This is a genomic window from Sphingobacterium sp. UBA7631 (genome assembly GCF_002483935.1).
Taxonomy (GTDB): Bacteria; Bacteroidota; Bacteroidia; order Sphingobacteriales; family Sphingobacteriaceae; genus Sphingobacterium; species Sphingobacterium multivorum.
Map to the genome: position 1 here is coordinate 292,868 of NZ_DLIX01000002.1, position 24,642 is coordinate 317,509.

Sequence of the window (24,642 nt, forward strand, 5' to 3'; positions counted from 1 at the left end):
TAAGGTCGATTGGAAAATCTATCTATAAATTCGTTAATAATAACGGAAAATCGAGGCCGTATTTAATATTCAAAAAATAAAAATTGGCAATGGAAAATTATAGTCAAACTATCCAGTTGGGTGTAACAAAGGATCGGGTCTTTAAAGCACTAACCGATGAAATACCATTTTGGTGGACAATCATGTTTGAGGGCTCTTCCAATAAGAAGGACGATAGATTTACAATTCGCTTTGGAGATCTTATTTACAAAGTAATGCAAGTGGAAGACTTACATGAAAATGCAAAAGTTGTTTGGCATGTCGAAGATTCATTGATAGCCCTTCCCGAATTGAATAATCAAAAAGAATGGATTGGCACAACGATCGTTTGGGACATCACAGAAAAAGAAAACGGGATTGTGTTGCAACTTGAACATATTGGCTTATCCCCTGAAATCGAATGCTATGATATTTGTACAGATGGATGGCGACAATTTGTGAAAAGTTTAGAAGCATATATTGAAACAGGTAAAGGACAGCCTTTTTCGAATTGATCCTTGCTAGCAAATATAGCTTCTGTTAAGGTATTACTATCTTCATAGTGGGTTGGATGTGACAACCAAGCTTCCGGAATGGATTTTTTATCATAATAATATATAACTGTGAGCCTGCCCTTGGGGGGCTCCAGTATCTGTCTCTCCTCCGAGATTAATAATCCCTAAAACAGTGCCTCTATAATTTTTCTTTCCCCCAAAAAGTACCATAGGCTTGATTCTAAGCTGTCTATCATATATCCATTGGATCCCAGCTCATCTTCAGATTTACTCCTGATGTTATGTAGATTAATGCGGTCGAAATAAAACCTCTCCGCTGTGGAAAAATTGATTGGATCTGAATTCAATGGAACTAGGATAGCTATAATTTCTGGTAGAAGCTTTGTTAATTGTTTGATTAATTTATGAAAATAACAATTAAATTAATAATCTGTTTGATGAAATAATTGAAATAATTTACGATATTTGAATGAATTATAAAACTGTGAAGAAATAAAAATTAATATGCTTTCTGAAATATCAATGGCCATACGGATCTACATTAGTGTGGAAAGCATTTATTTCTAGAATTGAATAAGAACAATGGAGTATTTTTCCCAACTTGGATACCATTCTAACGAAATCATAAAATTCGCTGCTGCTAGCGGAATCTTTTCCCTACTTTTAAAATGTGGTGAAGTAATCCATTTTACACCACAAGATCCGGAGCATTTTAGAGCCTGGTTGATTGAAAAAAATATTGAAGATATTAAAAGCGAAAAACAGCAGCGAGAATTTTTGAGGACTAGCATTTAATACCATAAACAGTAGATAATATTTTGGTGAAAAGCCAAAAATTATATTTTTTTATATAAAAAATCAATTTATACGATCTTATGAAAAAGACATTACTTCTATTGGCGCTGCTGATTTGTATGACCATTAATAGCTTTGCCCAAGAAAGTTCGATGTTATGGAAAATTTCCGGTAATGGTCTAAAACAAGATTCTTATTTGTTCGGTACGATCCATATGTTGTGTCCAGACGACTTTGTCATCAAACAGAAGAATTTAGATGCACTAAATGCTAGTAAAAAGGTAGTTTTTGAAGTTGATCTTTCCAAACCAGAAAATGCAAAATCTCTACAGGCATTTACTGTTTCGGAAGTTTTATAAAGTCATTTTCTGAAGACGATATCAAAAAGATGGACAGCGTGTTGATCGCACAGCAGCTTTCAATCAAATTGTTGGATTATGTATCACCTGTTGCTGTTATATCCTTGTTCTCGATGAAAGGATTTAATTGCCCGGATCCGACAAAGATGAAGTCTTATGAGGTCGAGCTGTCAGCACTTGCGACCAGCCAAGGAAAGGTAATAGGAGAGTTGGAGACACCTGATTTTCAATTTAATTTGCTGAAGGATCTTATTACACCCAAATTGTTCATGGAATCTGTTTTTCAGTTGGACGAATACCCTGCATTGACAGTCAAGATGGTTCAAGCTTATAAATCAGAGAATTTGGAAGAGTTGACAAAATTGCTCCAAGATCCAGCCTGGATGACGAAAGAACAAAAAGAAAAATTGTTAATTGGGAGAAATTTGAATTGGAGTAACCTGATACCCCCTATGATCAATGAAGAATCCTGTTTTATTGCCGTTGGCGCAGGGCATTTGACCGGTGATCAGGGGCTGATTACCTTACTCCGAGAAAAAGGATTCAAAGTAGAGGCCGTAAAATAAATCTTATCTTAGTGGATATTTAAAACTAAGAAAAAAATGGCATCCGAGCACAACGAAACAGTAGAGATATTGAAAACAGGTGGCAAGACATATTTGATTTTTGGTATAAGTAGGGGATTAGGCAGAGTTATAGCGTTGAATTTGCCAAATGAGAATGATCTAATATTTGGTATTTCCAGGAATGAACCAAATTATTTAAGTGCCAATTCAGACATCCGATGGATTGCTACCGATCTATCCCAACCGAAAGAATCTTCGGAGACGATAAAGGCGGTAATAGGAAATCAACGGATTGATTATTTTATCTATAATGTTGGGATATGGGAAAAAGACGCATTTACGGAAGCGTATAATTTTGCAGATAACAGCGCCTCCGAAATAATAAACTTAATCAATACGAATATTACGTCTTGCATTTTAAATGTACAGTCGGTAATAGATAATTTAAGACAATCGTCCAACGCTAAGATTATATTGATTGGTTCTACTTGGGGTTTAGATAACCACAGTGGAAAAGAAGTTGCATTCTCTGCGACAAAGTTTGCATTACGTGGTGTTGTCCATTCCTTACGAGAAAACCTTAGAAAAGATAAAATAGGTGTTTCCATATTAAATTTGGGCTATTTAGCGACAGAATTTGATCATAATGAAACAATAGAAAACGTTATTGTACAAACACAAGGTAATCTTATTCCCCTGCAAGATGTAATCCAAGCATTACGATTTATTATCTCTACTTCGGCGGCAAGCTGTGTAAAGGAAATTAATATGCCGGCAATGTGTGATTTTAATCTATAACATTGCTTTTGATCCGCACTTCTTGCCGTTATAAATTTTTTGACATCGCGATAAATTTGCATTTGGTCAACGTATACATGCACTATATCAAAAAGATTGGTGCTTGAGCCGTCCAAAAGCTTCCTTTGTTGAAAAAACATGAGGAAACAAGTATTATGTGCAGTTATACTCAGCGGTTTTACTACGCTGACTGCACATGCTCAAAATGCAGTATCGGGACAGGTTGCTGTAGATTATGTCCCACTATCAAATTATATTCGCCCTGAAGATAGTGTTAAGACAGGTTCAAAGAGCGATTTTAGGAGAATACAGTTTAACCTGGAAGTTCCACTATCCACCAAAATAGACTCTTCTGGCAATATAAAACGCTGGTCCTGGAAGATAGGGGCAGCTTATGCAAAGATGGAAAATAGAGGGTATGAAGAACCCTTATTCCCGACTGAAATGCTCAATGCGGAAATGGGACTTCAATACCTGACCTCATTAAGGAAAAATTGGTCTCTATTGACTTTCGCCTCCGTTGGGATTTATTCAGACCTCGTTAAAGTAAATGGTAAGGATATACTGGGGCAGGGAGGTGTGCTTTTTATTAAAAAATTTAGACCGAATTTAGCGTTTGGATTTGGACCTGTATTGAGCAATAGTTTTGGCGTGCCAATGATCCTGCCAGGTTTGTATTTTGATTGGAAAACAAATGGAAAAGTGAAGTTCAATGTGAATTTCCCGCAAGGTCTATCCGCATCCTATCACCTCAATGAATTGGTTGATCTTCGTGCTGTCGTTAATCTAGATGGTATGACTGCAGAGCGAGAAAAGAATGGGAAATCTACTTTGGCCGGTTTTATGTTATTGACAGCTGGGCTTCAGCCTCAGTTCAATTTGGGCAAGAGCCTGAAGCTCCAGCTGACCGGCGGAAGCACACTTGCCAGATTGTATGTAGAAAATGATCGATCCTTAAAGAGTTTATTCAAGAATAAAACGCAGGAAGATCCCCGATTTTCACCGACTTTCTATACTTCCGTAGCATTTAAATGGAATATGCCTTAATCATCGGCTAAGGAGCTTCTTAAAAACAATATTTTGGAGAAGCTCCTCCCTTTTTGTGCGCGAGATTGGCAATTCTTGGTCCTGTATATATACTCTCCCTCCAGTAATGATGTCAATGTGGTTTACATTGACTAGGTAGGATTTGTGAATACGAAAAAAATGGTTGCCGGGTAATGCCTCTTCCAAAGCTAACATGGTTTGATGGATTGTAATTGTACGCTCTTTAAAGTGAAGTTTTGTATAATTTTGCATACTTTCCGCGTACAGAATATCTGTCCAGGAGATTTTAACAAAAGCATCCCCCTGTCTTACAAATAACATATTGTCATTCGGACTACTTTCCTGTAAGGGTTTGTTCCGCTGTAGAAAAAGCTGATAAGCTTTGGTGCTGGCCTGATAGAAACGCTGGAAAATTATAGGTTTGAGGAGGTAATCAACAGCTTGAAGTCTGAATCCTTCCAAAGCATATTCTGAATAAGCTGTGATGAAGATACATAAAGGCGGGTTTTCAAGGGAGTCTAAAAAGTCTATACCATTGAGATAGGGCATATTAATATCTAAAAAAATAAGATCTATATCGCCCTGCTGTAACCTCGAAGTTGCAGCTAGTGCTGAAGGAAATGTTTCCACTAAATCCAAAAAATCGATCTGCTCGGTCATTTCGGCAATATGTTGGCGCAGCATAGGTTCATCGTCTACGATGATACATTTCATTTTAATTTCTTCCATTGTCAATAGTTAGCTGTTAAGATCGATGGTTAGTTGTATAGTAAAACTGTTGTCAAGTTTATGGATTGTTAACGAATAGTTGTTTTCATATTGCAGTTCCAGTCTTTTTTTTACATTTTCCAGCCCTATGCCCGAGTGCCCAGTCGAAGCTAATTGCGGATAGTCCTGATAACTATTACTGATGTTGAATTGAAGTTTTCCTTCTTCCTCAACACAGGATAACGCTATGCCTCCTTTTTGATTTGGAAGACGGTTTACGTGTTTAAATGCGTTTTCGACAAAACAGATGAGCATCAATGGTGCAATATATAAATCCTTTGAAGATTGATTCCATGAACAGCTTACATCCAGTTCGTCGCCCCATCGCATTTTTTCTATGGCTATAAAATCCTGTAAATATTGCAGTTCGCGTGTTAAAAGTACGAGGGGTTGGTTGCACTCATAGAGCTGGTACCTCAGAATGTCCGAAAATTTCAGAAGCAAATAATCGGCCATTTCCACATTCTTTTTCATGAGGATATGAATATGGTTCAAGACATTAAACATAAAATGAGGATTGACCTGATCCTGTAAAAATTTCACCTGACTTTCAAGGAAATTCTGCTGCAATTGACTGTGGATGCGTTGAATATCAGCATGTTCCTGATAAAATCTAATCCCGCAGGCCGTACCATTGATCAGTAGGGAAGATGGAATACCTTGATAGAAATGAGTGAGTATTAGATCTGTCCGTTCATGGTTAGATATTCCTTCTTTGGTGAGAATGAAGTAGTAATCTATGCCACCAATTAAAATAGCTAAAATGATCACAAAAGCGATCGCTTTCAGCACAAAAGGTTTCATTTGTCGAGTCTTGATCGCTTCAGGCAAAACCCGGTCACTCAGCCATTGTGATACAACAATGGACGAAACCATAATTAGTGATGTATGGAATAGGGCCTGTAACGCATTGAATTCATCTTTTATTTGAATCCATACTGCAAATCCAAGTACAAGCCAAAAGAGGCTAAGGAAAAGATGTTTATTTAAATAGTCTTTTTTGAACATATCACGATTTAAAAAAAAATACCCTTGGAGCCTGATTCCTAGGTAGCTCCAAAGGTAAAACTTATTCATTGTTTTAGAAGATAAAGTAACCCAATCCAATAGAAAATGCCTGTGGTTTGGATTTAAAAGATTTGTTAAGGTCAGAAAAACCGCGTTCATAGCGAACATCAAGTGTAAATCGCTGAATATCGACTCCCAAACCGCCGGTAACTTGTAAGTTCGATTTGTCAAAATGTTTGATTCCCTGTTGTATTGCTTTGAGAGGCGGCAAATTGTCGTTTAGCGTATAGCTGTAAATTGCACCAGCTAATACTCGGAAATTGATGTCCTGATTTTGGTAGATTTTGTAGCCTGCAACGACGGGGATATCAATCGCATTCCATTTGAGTTTGCTTTCGGTTTGCCCTTGCGGTTTAAGGGCTGCTTTGCGTTTATTGAAAAGAGCTTCACCCTGGATATAAGCTCTTCCAAGATTAACTCTTGCCATACCCCCTACGTGTAATCCTATGGCATATTTGTCATCTAAGTCTGCTAATTCGGTATTGAGTTTGTTGAGACTACTTCCCCCTTTAATACCCAATTGAATGAAAGGTTGCTCCTGAGCAAACAGTTTTTTGCTAAACATCATGGCAAATAATACGATGCATGATAAAATTGCGTTTTTATTCATTTTATATTGTTTTAATTTGTCCAAAAGAACAAAGGATCAATTCCTCGGCAAAAAGAGTTTGACGAACGGCATTTTTGGAGTGACGAAGGTTATTATAGGGATGATTAGTCTGTCAAGATTTCTATTTGTTTGTCAAGATTTCTGGCTTAAGCGTCTTTTTTCTAGGATTGATGGGAAAAGGTCTATTATTTTTTTTAACTTACAAGATAGATTTTGTTTGGTCAATTGTGTTGTACAAATAATCGATTTCATGAAAAATCCGTTGAAGCGAACGTTTTCCTTTTCCTATCTGGTATGGCCGTTTTGTCTGCTTATACTAACATCCTGTTCTAAAGAAGGACTTAATTCACAAGGAGGTCTAATAGATCCCGGTTTTAAAGCTGTCAACTTACAAACCGGAATCAAGGAAAATGTGATTCCGATCAAAGCGGATTTATGGTATGTGTCCTATGTCAAAGATGTCCTTACAGGAGAAATATTGAAAGATTCCACTGGAAAAAAGCTCAAATTGGAGCTTACGGGCTCGATTGGAGTTGACGGTGGATGGCTACAGTTGGAAAAAACAATTAATAACGAGCTTAAATTGACCTTATTGGAAAATTTTAGTGATCAGCCCAGGAGTTTTGCCATTGGCATATTGTCAGCGGATAAAATGGATGAAGTGAATTTTATTCAAACTAGGGCTGATGGATATGAGTTGGTCAAAAAAGAAATCAAAGAAGTAAAAGAAAACCGGAAGATCTATGTCAGTACCGAAGGGTGTACTGCGATGAATCTGGTAAATAGCTCAAATCGAGAGCGAAAAGTCGATATCACTGCCATTTTTAAGGACGTAAAATATAGTTCCGAATTCATAAGTGACAGCTACGGTGCTTTTGACTGGCTCAATAAAACAGATTCTACGATTTTCATGGATGAATTAATGGTAAATGGTGGAGTTCGCTGGCAAGGTAAAGTTCCTTACAGCAAAGGCAAAACTTTTGAAAATTATATTAAATCTGGAGATAAACAAGAATTGCTGCTCAAAGCCAATGCCCAGATGACCGTGAGAGGTGAATTTAAATACCTCGAAAGAACTTGCAATTATATCTTCACCATCAAGAATAAAACATCCGGGCACGAATTCCAAGTGAAGGGTACCTGGAAGCAAAAGGTTCCGCTGACCCCACTGACTATTTTGCAATAAGATTATTTATGAGGTTTTAAGCATAACAACAATATAATGACCTTTTTGTAATTCTCAGTAAATAAAAAAGCCACATCAGATGATGTGGCTTTTTTATGATCTGCTTAATAGCTATACAAAGTCTTATTTGACTTGTGTAATTGTTCCGTTAGTAACGCTTCCCCAATTTGTAAGACTTCCATAAACAATTAATTTAGACTTACTGTTGGCAAATTCTACCTTTCCGCTACCATTAATAGTCAAGTTACCGTATACGACAACTTCACCGTCAATAACCATCTTACCATTGATAAATGAAGTGGATTTTGATCCTACAGTTCCTTTAGAAAGTGAGCCAGTTACACTCAAGATACCGCTTCCGTTTACGGTAAAAGTTCCACCAATAACACCCGAGCCTACCAAATTCATTGTTGAATTGACGTTAATGTTTTGCTTCAAAGCGATTGAACCATACATGTTGAATACACCGCTGTTGATGTTAACGGAATTTCCATTGATATTGAGTGTGCCACACCAGTTAAAATTCCGGTTGATATTAACGTTTGAAGCAAATGTTTTTGTATCCGAGTAGCTCGCTTCATTATTGACATTCAGGTCTGCTTGTGTATTACCTGTGAAAGCTGGATAAGTACCATTACAGCTTGGAGTTGTTGGTTTCAGATCGATGAGTTTAAGAATTTTTAAGCCACCTTTTCCCGTTGCCACAAAAACATAGTTATCTCTACTGATCACAAAATTACTTGAACTGTTGTCAATGGCATTGAAGCTTGCACTACCGATATAGTTAAAGTTGTTTTGTGTATCAAATTGATAGGCTGCGATACCAGCACCACCGTTGGCAACAAATACACGTTTGTCGTTTGCGGAAACAGCATTGGTCACAATATCTTCCGGATCCATGTTGCTGTCATCAGGACTTACTGGAATACTAATGCGTTTATCCAGAGCTCCTGTATTTATATTATAAATACCCAAGCCCTGAGCGCCTTCAGAAGCTAAAAGATAACTGCTGTAAAAATCGATAGTACGTTTTGCTGAACTTGGATTTTGACCCACATTGATTGTTTTAACCGGATCAAGATTATTGGATACAACTTTTATCCCCTGTGTTCCTGAAAGCACATACACTTGATTCTGGTATGTTCTTACAGATAGAAGATCCGCAATAGTTACCGATTTTTCGATAGCGCCCGAAGATTTATTGATTTTAGAAATAGCACCCGCATTACCTGAAACAGCATACTGGCTTTCGTTGTTAAAAGTAACATCTGTTGCCACATAGCTTGGCAGACCTGTATAACGATAAGCATCGGTAGGTAAGCCATTCTGAAGCGGTAAAACAATAAGAACTGCAGGGGAGGTCATTTTTGCCAATACACCTTCATCTGCTGCTCCAGCTAAGAGTAGACTATTGCCATCAACTTCCAAGGAGCTAATGTCGATATTCGGCAATTTAGCATTTACAATAAGACGTGGGTTATTAATATCTGAAATGTCGATGACATCGACACCACCAAGATAGCGATCGCCTTCGGTATTGTAACTTACATAAGCGTAGTTGCCCGAAACAGCAACATGGGTTGCCCGAAGCTTATTGCCTTCATAATCCGGAGGAGCGACTTGTGCGACCAATGCTAATGAGAAGTCTGGGTTTTGAGTGGCAGTGACTGTCGAACCATTGGCTGCTCGCTTACCGGATGCTAAAAGATTAGATAACGGCAATAAACCAGCATTTTGATGATCTAAACGTGCATTCAGTTGGCTCGCATTATTGTCGATAACAACAGACTGATTATTTTTAGGGTCATCAATGTTATCATTGTTTTTGTTACAGCTAATAATTGCGGTCAAGGTCAATGCTAAAAGTGGCAGGTAAAATTTCTGTTTCATAATATTATATATCTATCACAAAAGTAAACCAAAAATCTTGTAGTTAAGTTTTGTTGCGGTTAATTTTTATAAAGCTGTAGTTGTTTTACTACTACATTTTATGCCGTGTAAACTTTTAATGAACATAAATTTTTCCACAGCATGTTCAACTAGGTTTAGCATCTGTAACGCTCGCAACAGCTCCCTTTCAGCTGTGTAATGGGGTACTTAAGAAATGTGGTTTTCTCTTCGACTAGATTATAAAATGAAATTGATAATTTTGAAAATAGCTAAACCACTCAAAAGCCTGTAAATTATTTGTATGCAAAGAATAATATGTTTTACCGTTAGATACCTACTTTTCAGTGCTATTTATCTGCAAGGTTGCATAAATAGTGGAAGTACCCTAGAACAGCGGGAAAAAGAGTCCTCGGTCCCGATATCATCTAATTTTGATTCACTGGAGTATTATTTTATGGATATTGATTTAATTAAAATAGGTGAATTGGAGGACAAAAAGAATAAATCTGAGAAAGAGCGTCTTTTGTTATCAATATTGGAAGATGATAAGTTGGATCTTTCCCTTTTATCTCATTTGAAGAATATAGGATATGTTAGAGGCTCACTGGATCAATCTCTCTATAGTACTGTCGACTCACTATTTTTCTTAAAAACAAGAACCGATCATGTCGACACCTCTTGTATTTATGAATTTCGAGATATCCTTGTGTTCTATAAAAATAAGCAATGCATGGGGATCGCTAAGATCTGTTTTGATTGTAAAGCTATGGTTTCATGGAGCGAAAAACCAAATTTCGCAGGTTTCGGTGATTGGGAAGATTACGATAAATTGTATCTTTTACTCAAGAAAAAGTAAAATTTCATCAATAAATAAGCGAAACCATCCTGAGATGGTGAAAGAAAATAAGGTAGTAAAAATTCATCCGAAAATAACATATGTTTAAAATGAAACAAGTAATAAAAATCGTATTTATAGGACTATTCTTGACATTGTCTTTAAGCTCTTGTAGCGAGAAACTAAGTGGAAAGGATCAATCGTCCTTTGATAGTTCTCGTAAAAAAGTAGAAGCAAAGCTGAATGATAAAGAAAAAGCGAACTTGGAAAAGGCCTTGCGAGTGGCATTATCCGAAGCGATGTGGCTCAAAATGAATGAACCTGAAAAGTATCATGAAGAATCAATAAACCATATATCGTTAGGTCTGATCGATGGCAAATCTTACGGTGCTGTATTGGACCTGGCCGATGATATCCTTCAAAAGCAGCAGGAACGGAAAATAGTGCATCTTCAACAAGAAATAGATAGTTTGCAAAAGCAGAAATCTGAATTTGAACGGGTAAAAAAAGACCTGGCCGTCTTTCAATTGGAACCTATTGAATTGGATCTCGAAGATTTTTTTGGCGAGTCTGTCCCAAGAATCATTGTAAGTATGAAGTATATAGGCAAACAGCCGCTAACAGGAAGTCAAGGTTTTTCGTATGTACTGAAAAAACGGTCTTCACAAGCTATTATCAGCGACGAGCAATCTATTTTTGGCGAATCTGACAGTGTACTCCAGCCAGGTGAATCCCGGGTCAACACGATCGTTTTTAATCAGCAAAAAAAAGAGTATCCTAAACTTTGGAACTTCGCTAACTATCCCGTCAAAGGAATCAACCTGGCAGACTACGATTTGGAATTGATTGTGACAACACAATCCATCAAATCCAATGATCGGGAGACGGTTCTTCCAAAAAGTAGTGTAACGCTGATCAATGAAAATTTAAAGAAATTGGAAGATGAAATCACCGCATTAAAGAAGGAGAATATTAGCCTTGACGATCTGCAATTGACCTAGTTTTTATCATCCATTCGCCTATTCTGTGCTGTGAAAATTATTTAAAAGGATCCGATAGCACCTTTAATTTATAGGTTATTCGGTCAACGTTGACAACCTGACGAATTTTAGATTAGACGAAATAAATAGGGAGCCGATAGTAACATCAGCTCTCTATGTATTCGTAATTCTCGGAATAATCGTAAACAAGCTCCTTTTGTTTATAATTCCGATTACAGGTGTACGTTTATTTCTTGTCCCACCAAACTTTCGATAGGAAGGAGTCGCCATTTGTCATTCGTGCCGCAGCTTCCTTGAGATTCGACGCGTTCAGCTCAGCCTCTTCACTGGAATAAATCGCCCGACGTGGTATTTGTCCGTTGGTGGAACCTGGGTTAGGACCGGGGGTTAATCGAGGATATCCCGTACGTCGCCACTCAGCAAATGCTTCCATATCTCTGCCAAATAGGTGAATCCACTTTTGTGTCGCTATTTTCTCCATCTTCTGTTCGTCAGTCAGACTGTTTAAACTTAATATAGGTTCGTAGGAAGTTGGAATTGCCGCCATATTGTAGGGCGGAAGCGCCAACGCAGCTTTCACCCCTTCTGTAAAGAATGTTTGGGCATTGGCACTTGTAGCTCCCCAGCCTAATAGAGCCGCTTCGGCTTTGTAGAAACAGATATCCGAATAAGTAAAAGCATAACTCGGAATTGGAGCAAAGCTAAGACTAAACCAAGTTGATTTATTCGCTGTTGAATAATTGGCTCGAATCAATTGGGATAGTTGATTATCGGTCAGCGAGACCCCAATGCCCTGATAGGTTGCCGTACCATTGACATTGACTGGTTCGGCAAGTAGTGGAAGCCTAGGGTCGTTGTATTCTTTTAGTTTATCGACTAATGTATTGGCAAGATAACGTAGATCGGCACTTCCTGTTGTCATTTGACGCAGGATAGGGTTTTGGTTTTCAGCTTGAGCATCGTTGTAAGTCGGCACAGCCGCGTTGTCACTGTTGCTACTGAATAGACCTACTGTGGAGGTCATGGCTTCGGTAACCGTTTTCTGCGCCAAAGAAGGATTGGCGTACCGCAAGCGTATGCCGAGCTTTAATTTGAGCGAATTGCCAAATTTTTTCCATTTGTCAATGCTGCCTTTGTAAAAGAAATCTGAGGAGCCGTAAGACAGGTCTCCGCTGGTCAGCCTCGCAATAGCAGCATCGACTTTTTGAATGAGTGCCGGATAGATATCTTCTTGCTTGTCAAATTTGGGTGTACGGTTAATTTCCTTAGTGGATTTTGTAATCTCGGAGTAGGGGATATCCCCAAACAAGTCTGTAAGGCGTTGATAGAGGTAGGCTTCATAAAGTTCGGCAATAGCCAGTTTACTCCTGCCTTCTGCATTGTCTTCCTTGCCGCTCAATTCTTGTTTAATCTGAACGATATTGCGGAGCAAGGTGTAATGCTGTGACCAAATAAGATTTTCGGGTCCTTCAAAATATCGAGATACAGGTACTACCGGCCCCCCCGCCCAATGTTGGATCCAAGAGCCGAACTTGTTGTTGGGTAGTTCTCCAGACTCCTGAAAAGTACCATCACGTAGAACGCGGGCTATCAGTAAGGAAGGATCTACAGTGGTGACAGATGTTGGGGGCGTGTTGATTCGTTCGAAATCTTTGGTACAGGAACCTAGTCCAGCCACAGAAAAAAGTCCGACGATGAATGTATTTTTAAATAGTTTCTTTTTCATGATAATAGGTTTACAGGCCAACAGTGAGGTTAATACCGAATGTGCGCATCATTGGAAGGGACGTTGATTCTATACCGATGGAGCTATTGTTTACGTTGAAAGCAGAAGCTTCTGGTGAAAATCCATCCGTTTTCCGTTGAAAGTAAAAGAGGTTACGTCCATACACGCCAAATTTTAGCGAGCTGACGAGTTTATGCGGCATCAGTTTCTTCGGGAAAGAATACGAAAGACTGATTTCGCGCATGGCAATATAGCTCATATCATTGATCATTTCTTCGGATACCATGACCTCTTTGTCACTCGCAACCATGTTCCAATAATCTTGTGCGGCGACCTGTTTACTATTTTTTGTTCCTGTGCTTGTCCAATTGCCTGATCCATCTTTTTGTCCCACGATCCCCTCGGCAATGTAGCTGCCATCACGTCCTTCTAAGGTCTTTTTAGAAGTACCATAAATAATCTGCTCACGGTTGGACTGGGAGAAGATCACACCGCCCTGGCGGATGTCGACAAGCGCATATAGATTGAAACCTTTATATTTAAAGGTATTGGCAAAACCTCCCAGCCAGTCGGGTTGCGCATTGCCAAGATCAGTTTCTACACGCCCAGCTGTGCGCAAAGGCAGCCCATTCGTAGGATCGATCAATCTATTTCCCTGCTCATCTTTGATCCATGCAAACTGTGTCCCAATGAGCTGGCCAAATGGTTTTCCGACCTCCGCAACCACATTTATCCCGCGGTCTGTAGCGAGTAAAAAGCTTTCTACACCGGGATAGAGTGATTCTACTTTATTTCGGTTGCGGTTGTAATTGAAGGTGGTATTCCATTCAAAACCCGATTCGCTTTTGATTGGTGTTGCTCCCAAGACAAATTCAATACCTCTGTTGCTAATTTCTCCAGCGTTGATCCTGTTTTTTACATAGAGACTGGAAGGGGCGATTGGTACGTCCAGAATCTGATTCTTTGTCTTGGCCTGATAGTAGGTAAAAGAGAACGAAAGTCTGTTTTTCAGAAATCGCAGATCTGCCCCAGCTTCGATCGACGTGGTCAATTCGTTTTTCAAATTCGGATCAGGAATAATTTCTGTATACGAAGCCATCGGTACACCACCGTGGGTGTACTGGTTGAGACTATAGGCTCCTGTCAGCTGATAAGGGTTTCCTGAACTCCCTGCTTGTGCCCAAGAAGCCCTGATTTTAGCAAAAGACAGGGCTTCAGACTGCCATTTGAAAGCATCCGATAAGACCAAACTGGAGCTTACAGAAGGATAAAAGAACGAATTATTTTCCTTTGAAAGAGTCGAAGACCAGTCGTTACGGGCGGAGAAATCAACAAACCAATAGTCTTTGTAACTGAATTGACCCGATAGATAAGCCGAATTAATCTTGGACTCGATCAGGTCAAATATGTAACTATTTGTCGTGGTGTTATTGATTACAAAGAGATTGGGAACAATAAATTGATTGCCCGAGTTGCCGGTCATACGCAAATACCTACTTTGATGGCTGGCCCCTAAGTTGGCACTGAGTTTAATATCGTCGGTCAATTTAAAGTTAGAACTGGCCAAAACATCAAAATTGTCTTCGCGGGCTCTGATGACCTCTTCTCGGATGTCGCCTTTTCGGTTTAGACTCTGGTAGGTATTAATGGGGCGGTAGCGGAACCGTTGATCGGTATAGAAGTCGGTCCCTCCAGTCGCTGTAACCTTAAGCCAAGGAGCGAAGTCGTAACTTAGACGGAGCAAGCCTATAATACGGTCCCGCCGGTCTTCGTTGTGGTTTTCATGAATGGTCCAAAAGGGGTTGGCAGTAGAACTATTGGTGGCATATGTTTTCTCCAATCCTTCCGTCAATCCAGAAAATCCGAGCTGTCTACTAATCTCCTGTGCGGTCCATTTATACTGGGCCATGATGTCGTTGCCCAAGCTTCGCGGCTGGCTGATGAATAGGTAAGCAGGGTTGTCTGCAGCATCGGCCAATGTAGGCCGGTTCTGTCCCCTTTGGGCGATATAGTTGGCCTTGATGTCGATATGAAATTTATCGGTTATTTTGGCTTGGGTACGTAAACCGAAATTGTTTCTCTTTAACGTATTGGTGGGGATATACCCCTTTACATCTGTATTGGCAAATGAAAAACGGTAGTTTACTTTGTCGGTTCCGCCATCGATACTAAGGTTGTTGACAAACTGTTTCTCTGTTTGAAAAAATGACGAGTAGGTATCTGGCTTTGGTGTTAACTGTAAGATGTTGCCATAAGCGTCTTCATAAGTCTGACCTTCCATTTTTGCACCCCAGCTAGCCCGTGTTGTACGGTCACGTCCAGCACTCATTTTAGGCATACCACTGTAGCCATTTTTCAGGGCCTCACTCATGGAGACAATTGTGCCGTCATCTTTTCTGAAGTGTGTAAATGTACCATTCAAGCCTTGGCCATAGACATTCTGAAAATCAGGTAAAACCAAGCCATTGCCCAATGAAAAATCTGTACCATAACTAAAGCGGGTTTTACCAGCTTTCCCAGATTTAGTTGTGATCAAGATAACGCCGTTACTTCCTCGCTGACCATAGAGGGCTGCAGCGTTTGGGCCTTTCAATACCGACATGGTTTCGATGTCTTCGGGATTGATGTTTCCGATTCCGTCACCATAATCGGTTCCCCCAGATTGGTTTGGAGATGAAATGTTTTGATTATCAATCGGTACTCCATCAACAACATAGAGCGGCTGGCTATTACCGATAAGTGAGTTGTTACCACGTATCACGACCTTGGATGAACCTCCGGCACCGGATGCCGCGCGGCTCACCTGCACGCCGGCAACTTTACCCGATAGAGCATTCGCCACATTGGTTTCCTTGCCCTGCGTCAGCTCGTCGCCTTTGAGTTCAGCGACCGTATAACCGAGCGCTTTTTTTTCGCGTTTGATACCAAGCGCTGTAACGACAACCTCCTGTAGGTTTTGCGCACTCGATTCCAAACTGATATTGATCGCTAGCTTGTCTCTTTCTGTAATGGTGTAATCCAAAAGTTCTCTGCTTTTAAAACCGATAGACGATACGCTGATCTGGTAGCCCTGTCCAGCGGGAATCTGGTCGAGCGAAAAAGTCCCATCAGGCCTGCTGGTTGTTGTTTTTTTCATTCCGCTCGTCGCATTACGTATGGTAACCGTCGCCGAAGGAATGGGCTTCCCAGCTTCATCTTTGATTACTCCGTTAATGGTCGCATTTTGTTGGGCATTAGCAAGAAGATAGCTTGTTGACAAAAGCCCCATGAGTCCAAGACGCAGTGCCCAGTTTACGTCGGCTCGAATGTTGGATCTCAACAATAGCATAGTCAGGATACTATGCTTGGAAGGTAAATAATTGTGCATAATTTGTGGGTTAATTAAGTGAATTTTATTCGGTTTGTACATGGATGGTTATGCTATGAAGTGCTTGGATATCAGTCAACACGCTGATGTAGGCTGATGCTGTATTTTTATACGTTCCACTATAATATTTATATTGAATATCTTTGGGATCAAAACTCAGCCGCACTGCATAATTATGGCTGATGATATGAAGCACATCTTGTAAGGGGAGGTTTTTAAAGATCAATTGTTCCGATGTTTTTAGATAAGATCCCCGTTTACTGGATTGAGAAGCATTGATTCGGGTCTCAGCAATAATCTGTTGCTGTTTCCGGTCAATGCTGATTTCCTCATTGGGTAGAAACTGCAGATTTAAGGATTGTTCATTTCGGTAACCTGTATCGCTTTTGACTTCAATACGACCTTCATATAGTTTTATCTTCGTAATCGCGGCACCCTCTTCGTCGACGCTGAAAACGGTGCCAAGTGCCGTTGTTGTCAAACCTGCCGAATGAACTCGGAAGGGCTTGGTCTTATCCTTTGCCACAGTAAATTTGGCTTTGCCTTTTAATAGAATTTCTCGCGAGCTAATCCGTGTGAAATCTGAACAGAATTTTACTTCAGAATTGGGGTATAGTTCGATCGTAGATCCGTCTGGAACTGCAATTTGTTGAATGGTATTACCTGAATTGATATAATATAAATTACTTGGTTGCTCCTGCGATGTGGGCTGGACTTTCTTCGCGCTACGGTATGCGGTGGTATGTTTAGGAGAATCGATTTGGGTTAACCCCAGCCAAGCTCCGATTCCAATGAAGATAATAATGGCAGCATATTTTAACCAGTTAAATTGATTCTTGTTTTTTTGCCCTATTTGTTTGAAAATATGCGCTTTTATTTCTTTTTGGTTTTTAAAGTCCGAATCCACCTCATATTCTTGCCATTCCGCCTCTGGCATAAGATCCTCCCAATAAAACTCGTTATTAGCTAGCGCGTTTTCTATGGCCGCAATTTCTTCCGCATTGGCTTTACCGCTTAGGTAATTGTCGATCAATTCTTTTGTAATCTTCATCTAATAAGATTACGATCGAAAATGAGGTAGCCCCCAATGAAATTAAAAAATAATTTGCACCAGTATACTGAACAATAAAGCCTTGCGAATGGTTTTTAGTGCTAGCGTTAGTTGGTTTTCTACGGTTTTCGTCGATATGGCTAGCTTTTTAGCAATTTCTTGATGCGAAAGATTGGAAAACCGGCTTAGCATAAAGATCTCCCTGCGTTTCTTTGGTAATTTATCGACAATTTCATGGAGTGTGGATGAAAGTTGTTTGGCATAAAAATCATCATGAGGACTATGCCGCAAGACAACTGTCTGATCGTGATCCAAAAGTTTCTTTCGATTATACTCTGCTTTGACCAAATCAATCACTACTGTTCGGGTGATACAGAATATCTGGGATTCTATGCTGGAATCAATATTTTTGTCACGCATATTTTTCCAGAGTTTGATAAATACACGCTGCACAGTTTCTTCGGCTAGATAAGAAGATTTGGTTTTGTTGAGCGCATATTGGTATACTTTGGAACTCCATAGGTCAAAGTATTCCTCAAATCTTCGGACAATAGACGCATAATTGATTTCCATAGTGTAGGCTTGGAATAAATGAATTTAGCGATAATGCGCTTTCGCTCCAAGTTTTTTAAAAAATATTTTGCCTCTTTTCTTAGTGGATGAGATTTGTTTTCTGAATGATCTTCGATGTACGGTTATAGACTCTCAATTGGGCGTTTCGTCTTGGTCGGATTGTATTAATACCCTTAGACTGTATTTATACCTCTTCTTGGGCGTTTTGATACGTATGTTTCGAATCTTGTATTTGGACTGGCACAAAGTTTGAATTTTACCCTGCTGTAATACATAAATTATTCACATTAACACATCGACGTATGAAAAAATTAATTCAAACACTGGGACTAAGTATGCTTATTTTAACAGTATTAGTAGGCTTTACATCATGTAGCAAAGATGATGATCCGGCTGATAACGATCTTTTTGTTGGAAAATATGAAGGCACTATTGGCTTTGATGACATGAACAACAATGATAACGATGTTGCCTCGGGAGAAGGAACGGTTACTGTAACAAAAGTTGGCGATACCTATAATTTTGCTTTTGGAAATGGCATTCCTAATCTCAATGGAGTAGATTTTGAAAAAAAGGATAACGTCTTAGTTAATATCGGCTCAGCAGGTACGGGATTTATCCGTATTGATGCCGGTAAATTGACAATTGGTTATACAAAAGACGGCAAGGCATGGACGGCCAATTGTAATCGGAAATAGTCTTGCGAAAAATAGAAAGCGCCTGTTTGCCAGGTGAATGTTGTGAGTTTAACATTTTATAACATTATTTTCTAAACGATTTACGGAGCGATACTGTTCTATTAACAAACAATAAAACAAAGTAATTATGAGCGAATTAACATGGAAAGGCCGTTGGAACGAAATCAAAGGCAAGGTAAAACAACAATATGCAGACCTTACCGACGATGATCTATTGTATGCTGAGGGCAAAGAAGACGAATTGGTAGGTAAGCTTCAAAAGAAGACCGGTAAAACACAAGATGAGGTAAATAAGTGGTTGAACGATTTGTAGGTTTAGTATTGTGTGATAAAAAGCGGATAACAGCATTGTTATCCGCTTTTTTAATTTGATAGCAATTTCCTCAATGAACTTTTATGCTTGTTGAATTCCTATTGCCTTGTACGGATTGTTTTCGTTACAAATCCCCAACAGCGCAATACCTTTTATTTTTTGTTAAAATTGAATCGTCGCGCAATGCTAAATCCCCAGCGAAATTGCCCTTTGCCCCATGAGCTATTTGTTTCGCTGATAAACTGAGATTCTTGTATTGCGGTCGCATTGGTAAAATTGAGGTGGAAGATATGGCCTCCGGTATCCATTTCTAGACCGACACCCAAAGCATTATAGTAACGTTGACCACCCACTTCTTCACGGTACTTCTTGTTCGATGCTTTTCGGAAAGGCAATGTATAGTCTGCGACTAGCGCAATTCGATTACTAACCTTAGCCCGCCCACCGATACCGATAGCGAATACATCATTCTGATCATTAAAAGCCGTATAATTTCGGTGAAGATAAGAAGGAACTACAACGAGCGAAAGATCTGAACTGAATTTTCGGGCGATGATGAGCTGCGTTACATAACTCAATCGGTCATTGAAGTTCTCAAAGCTTGCTGCTGAAGACTTATCCGTACTAGCTTCCATCGCGGATAGGGTAGTGCTTCCAAAAAAAGCTACGGAAACAGGTATGCTATTGTCGACGGTTTGTTCGATAAATCGGTATTTCACATTCCCCTCAAATAGCTGCCGAACAGCCGTTGCGCCCTTCGCGCGGGCGATTCCAATGTTCAGGTTATCGAATAAACCATAATCAAAACCTATTCGGATGTCGGTCGAATTATCGAGGCCAAAGAAATTTTTACCTCCACCCGCGCTGCCCGCGATATCGCCAAAGCGGTGATCTACTCTAAAGTCCATTTCATTACGATGAATTGTTTCTGTGGTCTTGAGATTGATCAAATTGCCGGATTTAAAGGTCGCCGTGACTTTTTCATTTTTGGGTGCATCGATATGGATTAATTTATCGAGATCTTCCTGCGCAAATGACTTTGCGAAAGGAAAGCAAAGCAGTATAAGTAGTATTTTTCTCATTTGTAATGAATTCGTATTATGGTTTGTAGGTCGCATCAACGGTGATTTTGACTACTTCAGCAATTTTTTTTCCAACGATGGAAGGAATAGAAATTTTATGATCCGCAAGTCTAACCTGAAAATTTGCTACCGCTTTTATCGTGCCATCTGTAACAGTAAATGTTGCCTTTGTACTGTAAGGTTTAGTAACCCCATGGATTAGAAGTGTGCCTCTTACGTTCAGCGTATAGCTGCCATCCTTTGTTAATTTGTCCGCGTTGTCGACTTTGCCTTTAAATTCTGATAGGGGGTATTGATCACTTTCCATGTAATTTTCATTGAAATGCTCCTGCATGAGCTTTTTGTCAAATTGAAAAGATGTATTTTTTACCCGAAAGATGATATCTCCGGTTTGAAGGTTCATCGCCGAAGCGCCTAAGGTACTTTTGGCTTCGATGTCTTCCAATGGTGCATTACTAAAAAAAGTGATGCTGGTCTCTTTTGAAACAAAAGAAGCCTTTTGCTGCGCAAAGGTCGTCATAGCGATGAGCATCATGAAGAGCGCTATGTACATGTTGATTTTTTTCATATGCCTAACATTAGTTTTCAGGTGAATTCCTTTTGATCCATGCATCCAGCAGTTCTATTTCTTTTGCGGAGAGTGAGCTGCCTAGTGGCATGGATTTGGTCACCAGTACCGCATTATTAATCTTTGCAATATTGTCTTTGACGGAGATATAACCACTGAACGTCCATCGTCCACTTGCCGAACGTCCTGTCGCGTGGCACGAACTACATTTCGTTTCAAAGAATGCTTTAGAAAAATTCGTGTAAGACACATTTAGTACCGTCACAGTTTCAGTGCCGTTATCCGGATTGTTCGTAAGTTCTTGCGCCTGCTTTTTGGTACAGGCGGAGAAGGAGAGAACTGTTAAGGTAAAGAAAAAAATGACTAGGTAATGATGTGCTCTGAGGCAAGGATTTACGGTTTTTAGATTTTGTGCCATAAGTTTGAATAGTTAGTTTTGGCTTAGTTAGCAGGGGCAACGGCAGAGTTGTCGTTTACGATTGGCCAAACGCCAACGCGTGGGAAACTTATCCCTTTATTATCTCCACGCTGTGTATCCTGGCCGAAGTAATATAAGGGCCATCCTTTGAACGTTAATTGTTTCTTTCCATAGACGGTAATGACAGCGATGTCAGCCGTACGAACAAGCGAAGGCAGAGCTCCAGTCTCTTTTTGAAAGATAGGCCAGATCGCATCATTACTGAAATCTGCAGCAGTATAATTGTTTTTGTTGAATTTGTCGGGTTTAAAGGCATACAACGTTCTGCCCTTATCATCGGTCAGGTAAATTGTTTTTCCGGTTCCTTCGGTATAGTCGCCTAAATAGTTTTTAGTATCGTGTCCGATAAGTTGCGCATTCGCAACCATGAGTAAATAATCAGGTTTGGCCACGTACCATATTTTATTGACAGCATCTCCTTTCACCTGACCGGATTGACTATCGCCTGCATAATAGTAAAGCGGCCAGCCCTTAAATGTGTTTTGTTTCGAGCCATCTTCACGTGTTATTTCACCGATCAGGCTTTTGTCAATTTTTAGGTCTGTGCTTGTTTCACTGCTGTAATAAACCGGCCAAGTGGCCAAACAATTACCGCTGCAGGTTGAAGCTCCTTTTGTATCATTCGAAAAGAAATAGAGTGTTTTACCGTCGGCATCGGTCAGAATATTACCAAATTGGGTATTGGCAGACATTTGCACGCCCTTGTTTTTATTTTCGACATTGCCAGGTTCACCATCGCTTTTTGAACATGCAGAAAACAATGTTAAGGTCAATAGACCACCTATAAAAGTTAATTTGACTTGTTTTTGGTTTGATTTCATAATGGTATGTTTTAAAATAATGTCTTGATATTACGATCAGGTCAGCGAAAAGGTTGCTTGGAAATTGAGTCGAAAAAAAATATTTTTTGGAGGCAACCTTTTCGATTATCCTCTCGTATAAGACTTAATACTATATTTATCAAAAGAAAGAAGCAATATCGAGTGGCGATAACAGAAGTTGACGAAAAATCTATCCATATTATTAAAGGATGTATTGATGAGGACCGCAGGGCCCAGAAAGATCTTTACACCATCTACTACGCTATGTCTTTAGGGATATGTCTGCGCTACGCTAATAACAGGGAAGATGCTATCAGTATTTTAAATGAAGGCTTTTTCAAGGTTTTTAAAAATATCAACAAATATGATTCTCAGAAGCCTTTTTCCATATGGATCAAAAAAATCATGACAAATACTGCAATTGATTTTTATCGGGCAAAGATTAAACAGGGCATCTTGGTAGATGTATCCATGTATGAGCATACCATTATTGAGGATGATAGCATCAGTCAAAAGTTAAACTATGAAGATTTATTGGCGATGGTACAGCAGCTTCCACCTGCCTACAGGACAGTGTTCAATCTCTATGCGATCGATGGTTATGGACACGAAGAAATTAGTGGCATGCTGGGAATTGCCATTGGAACATCAAAATCTAATCTGCATAAAGCACGTGGTAGACTGGCGGAAATGGTGGAAGTTCAAGGGGTAAAATTTGGTAAAACGGAGGAGAAAAGATGATGGAAAAGGATAAGAATAAGATTGATGAGCTATTTAAGTCGGGCTTAAGTGATGCTAACTTTGACTTTGATGAATCACATTGGCAAAATATAGAATCGCGATTGGACAGTGAAAGGCGTGTAAAGAGACGAAAGATCGTCGTCTTAACGAGCTTGGTAGCTACACTTGCAGCAGTTTTAACGATCTTTTTTGTTTGGAATAGCGCGTTATTTAAAACCAATAATTTACCAGGTGAAATAAATACAGCAGGTATTTCGCCTGAAAAGGAGGTTCCGGAGAACAAAACTGTTCAACCTAAGGAGTATTCGCCAGACGAAACCAAACGGGATCAAGATTGGATTGCATTTCAGCCGAACAAACGTGCGAATAATGTGTTCCAGATTTCAAATGAAACCATCGTACTGCAAGATATCCGCTTGGGGAAGATAGCCGATTCAAATCCGATAATCGGGCAAGAAAGAAAACTAAATACTGTATTCACAATTCCAAGCATGGAATATAACAATCAAAGATTGCCTCATTTCAACTTAAGAGAAGAACCGGTTGAAGGGACAGGGGAGCGTCTGGCAGCCATTTATCAGCCTAAAGAAAGTATGGGATCCAATGCGCAGGAAAGAGAGCGGTCGGTTGTTAGTTTCTTGGCCGGGCCAGATCTGACAAGCGTGCGGGGGGCAGGTAAATCCTCCCTTAGTGAAAATATCGGTTTGGCCTATTCCTATCCTCTCACAAAGGCACTGCGTGTGTCTGTGGGTGCTACCTACGCTAAAAAGAATTATACGTCAGCGTATAAATTTTATGCGCCATCAAATCCACCGGAAATGACGCAATTGCCGAGCAGTGTGAGCGCTGTATGTGATGTTCTTGATGTACCACTCACAGCGAGTTATACGGTTTTGAAAGGTAAAAAAGTGAAGTTCAATGTCAGTGCAGGACTTTCGAGCTATTTTATGCTAAAGGAAAAATATACCTTCGACTACGAAGGTGGAGGTAGCTATGGCGGATCTCAGAAAAGTGCCGTCTATGAAGTGAATGGAGAGAACCAGCATATCTTTGGTGTTGCCGATTTCTCGATCTCCATTGAGAAGAAAATTAACGATAAAATTAATATTGGCGTAAAACCTTTTGTTAAAATGCCTTTGACAGGGATAGGTTACGGAAATGTAGATCTGGAATCTAAAGGCGTTGCGTTTACCTTGGGAATGAGTTTGTAATGCGGAATCGCTCGGCTTTCGTTTGGGGCATGTTCGGTACAGCTTCGCATCAGGGAGCGCCTCTGGGCGTACTAATCTTCTATTTCATTTCTAATGTGCTGTTCGTATGTGAACAATTCGAATAATAACTGTTCGCATACGTACATTTCATTTTTTGAAGCAGATCCTAAATTAGGCTATAATGCGCTTCAGAAGGTATAAATGAACTAGAGGACCCTATGGTATGGTATTTGGCACAGAGCTAACAAAATTGATCTTATGTTCTTTATGCATTTTGAAGTTCAATTTTCATTTTAGTCATTCACTATAAATAAATATATAGGTTGTTTAGCCGCGTCGGGAGATGCGGCTTTTTTTTGAGGGCAAAAAGCCTGATTTGACGAATTTGCCCCTTAAAATAAGAAGATTTTACCCCCCTTCCGTTGTAACGTTTTTGATAATATTGCAAGTGTCAATACGACATTTTATGGTGTTGGCAATATTAAATAACCAAGAGTGTTTGCCTGATTAGCTGAATACCCGCTCCAAATCATATAAAAAATAGGTGTAGGAAAAGT

At 39.6% G+C, this 24,642-nt stretch carries 25 protein-coding genes; 13 read left to right on the forward strand and 12 right to left on the reverse strand.

The genetic code is table 11. The annotated features are described in order from the left end of the window. Positions 1–89: 89 nt before the first annotated feature. The 6 genes from B3P16_RS01480 to B3P16_RS01505 all read left to right on the forward strand — a co-directional run bounded on the left by B3P16_RS01480 (position 90) and on the right by B3P16_RS01505 (position 4,098). Positions 90–533, forward strand: a complete 444-nt coding sequence (locus B3P16_RS01480) for an SRPBCC family protein (RefSeq protein ID WP_286840992.1) — start codon at positions 90–92, stop codon at positions 531–533. Between the two features lie 582 nt (positions 534–1,115). After that, the gene (locus B3P16_RS01485) at positions 1,116–1,328 is read left to right on the forward strand and encodes a hypothetical protein (RefSeq protein WP_201665811.1); all 213 of its coding nucleotides are present in this window, start codon (positions 1,116–1,118) and stop codon (positions 1,326–1,328) included. An 80-nt stretch (positions 1,329–1,408) separates the two neighbouring features. Then, positions 1,409–1,687, forward strand: coding sequence for a TraB/GumN family protein (locus tag B3P16_RS01490; RefSeq protein ID WP_286840994.1), 279 nt, complete (start codon positions 1,409–1,411; stop codon positions 1,685–1,687). Further along, on the forward strand, positions 1,684–2,253 hold the full coding sequence (locus tag B3P16_RS01495; RefSeq protein ID WP_286841402.1) for a TraB/GumN family protein: 570 nt from the start codon (positions 1,684–1,686) through the stop codon (positions 2,251–2,253). Before B3P16_RS01490 ends, B3P16_RS01495 begins: the two co-directional genes overlap by 4 nt. A 36-nt stretch (positions 2,254–2,289) precedes the next feature. Then, positions 2,290–3,051 carry an SDR family NAD(P)-dependent oxidoreductase gene (locus B3P16_RS01500; protein ID WP_286768440.1) on the forward strand — a complete coding sequence of 254 codons (762 nt, stop codon included), beginning with the start codon at positions 2,290–2,292 and terminating at the stop codon, positions 3,049–3,051. Between the two features lie 138 nt (positions 3,052–3,189). Then, positions 3,190–4,098 (forward strand): DUF6268 family outer membrane beta-barrel protein, encoded by a 909-nt coding sequence (locus B3P16_RS01505; protein ID WP_286752520.1) that lies wholly within the window; start codon positions 3,190–3,192, stop codon positions 4,096–4,098. Here the strand turns inward: B3P16_RS01505 and B3P16_RS01510 are convergent, their stop codons facing one another. Genes B3P16_RS01510 through B3P16_RS01520 form a run of 3 tightly spaced genes read right to left on the reverse strand, consistent with a single transcriptional unit; the run spans position 4,099 to position 6,544 of the window. Continuing rightward, positions 4,099–4,827, reverse strand: a complete 729-nt coding sequence (locus B3P16_RS01510) for a LytR/AlgR family response regulator transcription factor (protein WP_286768442.1) — start codon at positions 4,825–4,827, stop codon at positions 4,099–4,101. Between the two features lie 9 nt (positions 4,828–4,836). Continuing rightward, entirely contained in the window at positions 4,837–5,943 is a 1,107-nt protein-coding gene (locus B3P16_RS01515) for a sensor histidine kinase (protein ID WP_286840996.1), read from the reverse strand. Positions 5,944–5,947: 4 nt separating this feature from the next. Continuing rightward, a complete protein-coding gene (locus B3P16_RS01520) occupies positions 5,948–6,544 on the reverse strand; it encodes a porin family protein (protein ID WP_201665801.1) in 597 nt (198 codons plus the stop codon). Positions 6,545–6,794: 250 nt separating this feature from the next. Between B3P16_RS01520 and B3P16_RS01525 the strand changes: the two genes are divergently transcribed. Continuing rightward, on the forward strand, positions 6,795–7,730 hold the full coding sequence (locus tag B3P16_RS01525; RefSeq protein ID WP_286840998.1) for a hypothetical protein: 936 nt from the start codon (positions 6,795–6,797) through the stop codon (positions 7,728–7,730). Between the two features lie 123 nt (positions 7,731–7,853). On the opposite strand, the gene B3P16_RS01530 is transcribed toward B3P16_RS01525, so the two are convergent. Beyond that, entirely contained in the window at positions 7,854–9,620 is a 1,767-nt protein-coding gene (locus B3P16_RS01530) for a hypothetical protein (protein ID WP_286841000.1), read from the reverse strand. Positions 9,621–9,921: 301 nt separating this feature from the next. Between B3P16_RS01530 and B3P16_RS01535 the strand changes: the two genes are divergently transcribed. Together B3P16_RS01535 and B3P16_RS01540 are read left to right on the forward strand one after the other, a co-directional pair. Beyond that, a complete protein-coding gene (locus tag B3P16_RS01535; protein ID WP_286841001.1) occupies positions 9,922–10,476 on the forward strand; it encodes a hypothetical protein in 555 nt (184 codons plus the stop codon). 89 nt (positions 10,477–10,565) lie between these two features. Continuing rightward, positions 10,566–11,456: a DUF6694 family lipoprotein gene (locus tag B3P16_RS01540; protein ID WP_286802199.1), complete on the forward strand. Its 891-nt coding sequence runs from the start codon at positions 10,566–10,568 to the stop codon at positions 11,454–11,456. Between the two features lie 226 nt (positions 11,457–11,682). On the opposite strand, the gene B3P16_RS01545 is transcribed toward B3P16_RS01540, so the two are convergent. Genes B3P16_RS01545 through B3P16_RS01560 form a run of 4 tightly spaced genes read right to left on the reverse strand, consistent with a single transcriptional unit; the run spans position 11,683 to position 18,173 of the window. Further along, complete coding sequence (locus B3P16_RS01545) at positions 11,683–13,182, reverse strand: SusD/RagB family nutrient-binding outer membrane lipoprotein (RefSeq protein WP_286802200.1); 1,500 nt, start codon at positions 13,180–13,182, stop codon at positions 11,683–11,685. A gap of 10 nt (positions 13,183–13,192) precedes the next feature. Further along, positions 13,193–16,549 carry a SusC/RagA family TonB-linked outer membrane protein gene (locus B3P16_RS01550; RefSeq protein ID WP_286841002.1) on the reverse strand — a complete coding sequence of 1,119 codons (3,357 nt, stop codon included), beginning with the start codon at positions 16,547–16,549 and terminating at the stop codon, positions 13,193–13,195. A 25-nt stretch (positions 16,550–16,574) separates the two neighbouring features. Next, positions 16,575–17,600: a FecR family protein gene (locus tag B3P16_RS01555; RefSeq protein WP_286841004.1), complete on the reverse strand. Its 1,026-nt coding sequence runs from the start codon at positions 17,598–17,600 to the stop codon at positions 16,575–16,577. A 42-nt stretch (positions 17,601–17,642) separates the two neighbouring features. Continuing rightward, the gene (locus B3P16_RS01560; RefSeq protein ID WP_286752538.1) at positions 17,643–18,173 is read right to left on the reverse strand and encodes a sigma-70 family RNA polymerase sigma factor; all 531 of its coding nucleotides are present in this window, start codon (positions 18,171–18,173) and stop codon (positions 17,643–17,645) included. A 302-nt stretch (positions 18,174–18,475) separates the two neighbouring features. Between B3P16_RS01560 and B3P16_RS01565 the strand changes: the two genes are divergently transcribed. Both B3P16_RS01565 and B3P16_RS01570 read left to right on the forward strand, forming a co-directional pair. Continuing rightward, positions 18,476–18,871, forward strand: a complete 396-nt coding sequence (locus B3P16_RS01565) for a hypothetical protein (RefSeq protein WP_286841007.1) — start codon at positions 18,476–18,478, stop codon at positions 18,869–18,871. A gap of 127 nt (positions 18,872–18,998) precedes the next feature. Beyond that, positions 18,999–19,184, forward strand: coding sequence for a CsbD family protein (locus tag B3P16_RS01570; protein ID WP_046672091.1), 186 nt, complete (start codon positions 18,999–19,001; stop codon positions 19,182–19,184). 152 nt (positions 19,185–19,336) lie between these two features. Here the strand turns inward: B3P16_RS01570 and B3P16_RS01575 are convergent, their stop codons facing one another. From B3P16_RS01575 to B3P16_RS01590, 4 genes are all read right to left on the reverse strand, one after another. Continuing rightward, positions 19,337–20,266 carry a DUF5777 family beta-barrel protein gene (locus tag B3P16_RS01575; protein ID WP_115050753.1) on the reverse strand — a complete coding sequence of 310 codons (930 nt, stop codon included), beginning with the start codon at positions 20,264–20,266 and terminating at the stop codon, positions 19,337–19,339. Between the two features lie 16 nt (positions 20,267–20,282). After that, a complete protein-coding gene (locus B3P16_RS01580; protein WP_286841008.1) occupies positions 20,283–20,834 on the reverse strand; it encodes a YceI family protein in 552 nt (183 codons plus the stop codon). Between the two features lie 10 nt (positions 20,835–20,844). After that, complete coding sequence (locus B3P16_RS01585) at positions 20,845–21,099, reverse strand: c-type cytochrome (protein WP_286841010.1); 255 nt, start codon at positions 21,097–21,099, stop codon at positions 20,845–20,847. A gap of 176 nt (positions 21,100–21,275) precedes the next feature. Further along, complete coding sequence (locus B3P16_RS01590; RefSeq protein ID WP_286752542.1) at positions 21,276–22,133, reverse strand: hypothetical protein; 858 nt, start codon at positions 22,131–22,133, stop codon at positions 21,276–21,278. A 162-nt stretch (positions 22,134–22,295) separates the two neighbouring features. Between B3P16_RS01590 and B3P16_RS01595 the strand changes: the two genes are divergently transcribed. Next, positions 22,296–22,874, forward strand: a complete 579-nt coding sequence (locus tag B3P16_RS01595) for an RNA polymerase sigma factor (RefSeq protein ID WP_286841012.1) — start codon at positions 22,296–22,298, stop codon at positions 22,872–22,874. Beyond that, on the forward strand, positions 22,871–24,085 hold the full coding sequence (locus B3P16_RS01600; RefSeq protein WP_286841014.1) for a hypothetical protein: 1,215 nt from the start codon (positions 22,871–22,873) through the stop codon (positions 24,083–24,085). Before B3P16_RS01595 ends, B3P16_RS01600 begins: the two co-directional genes overlap by 4 nt. Positions 24,086–24,642 lie beyond the last annotated feature (557 nt).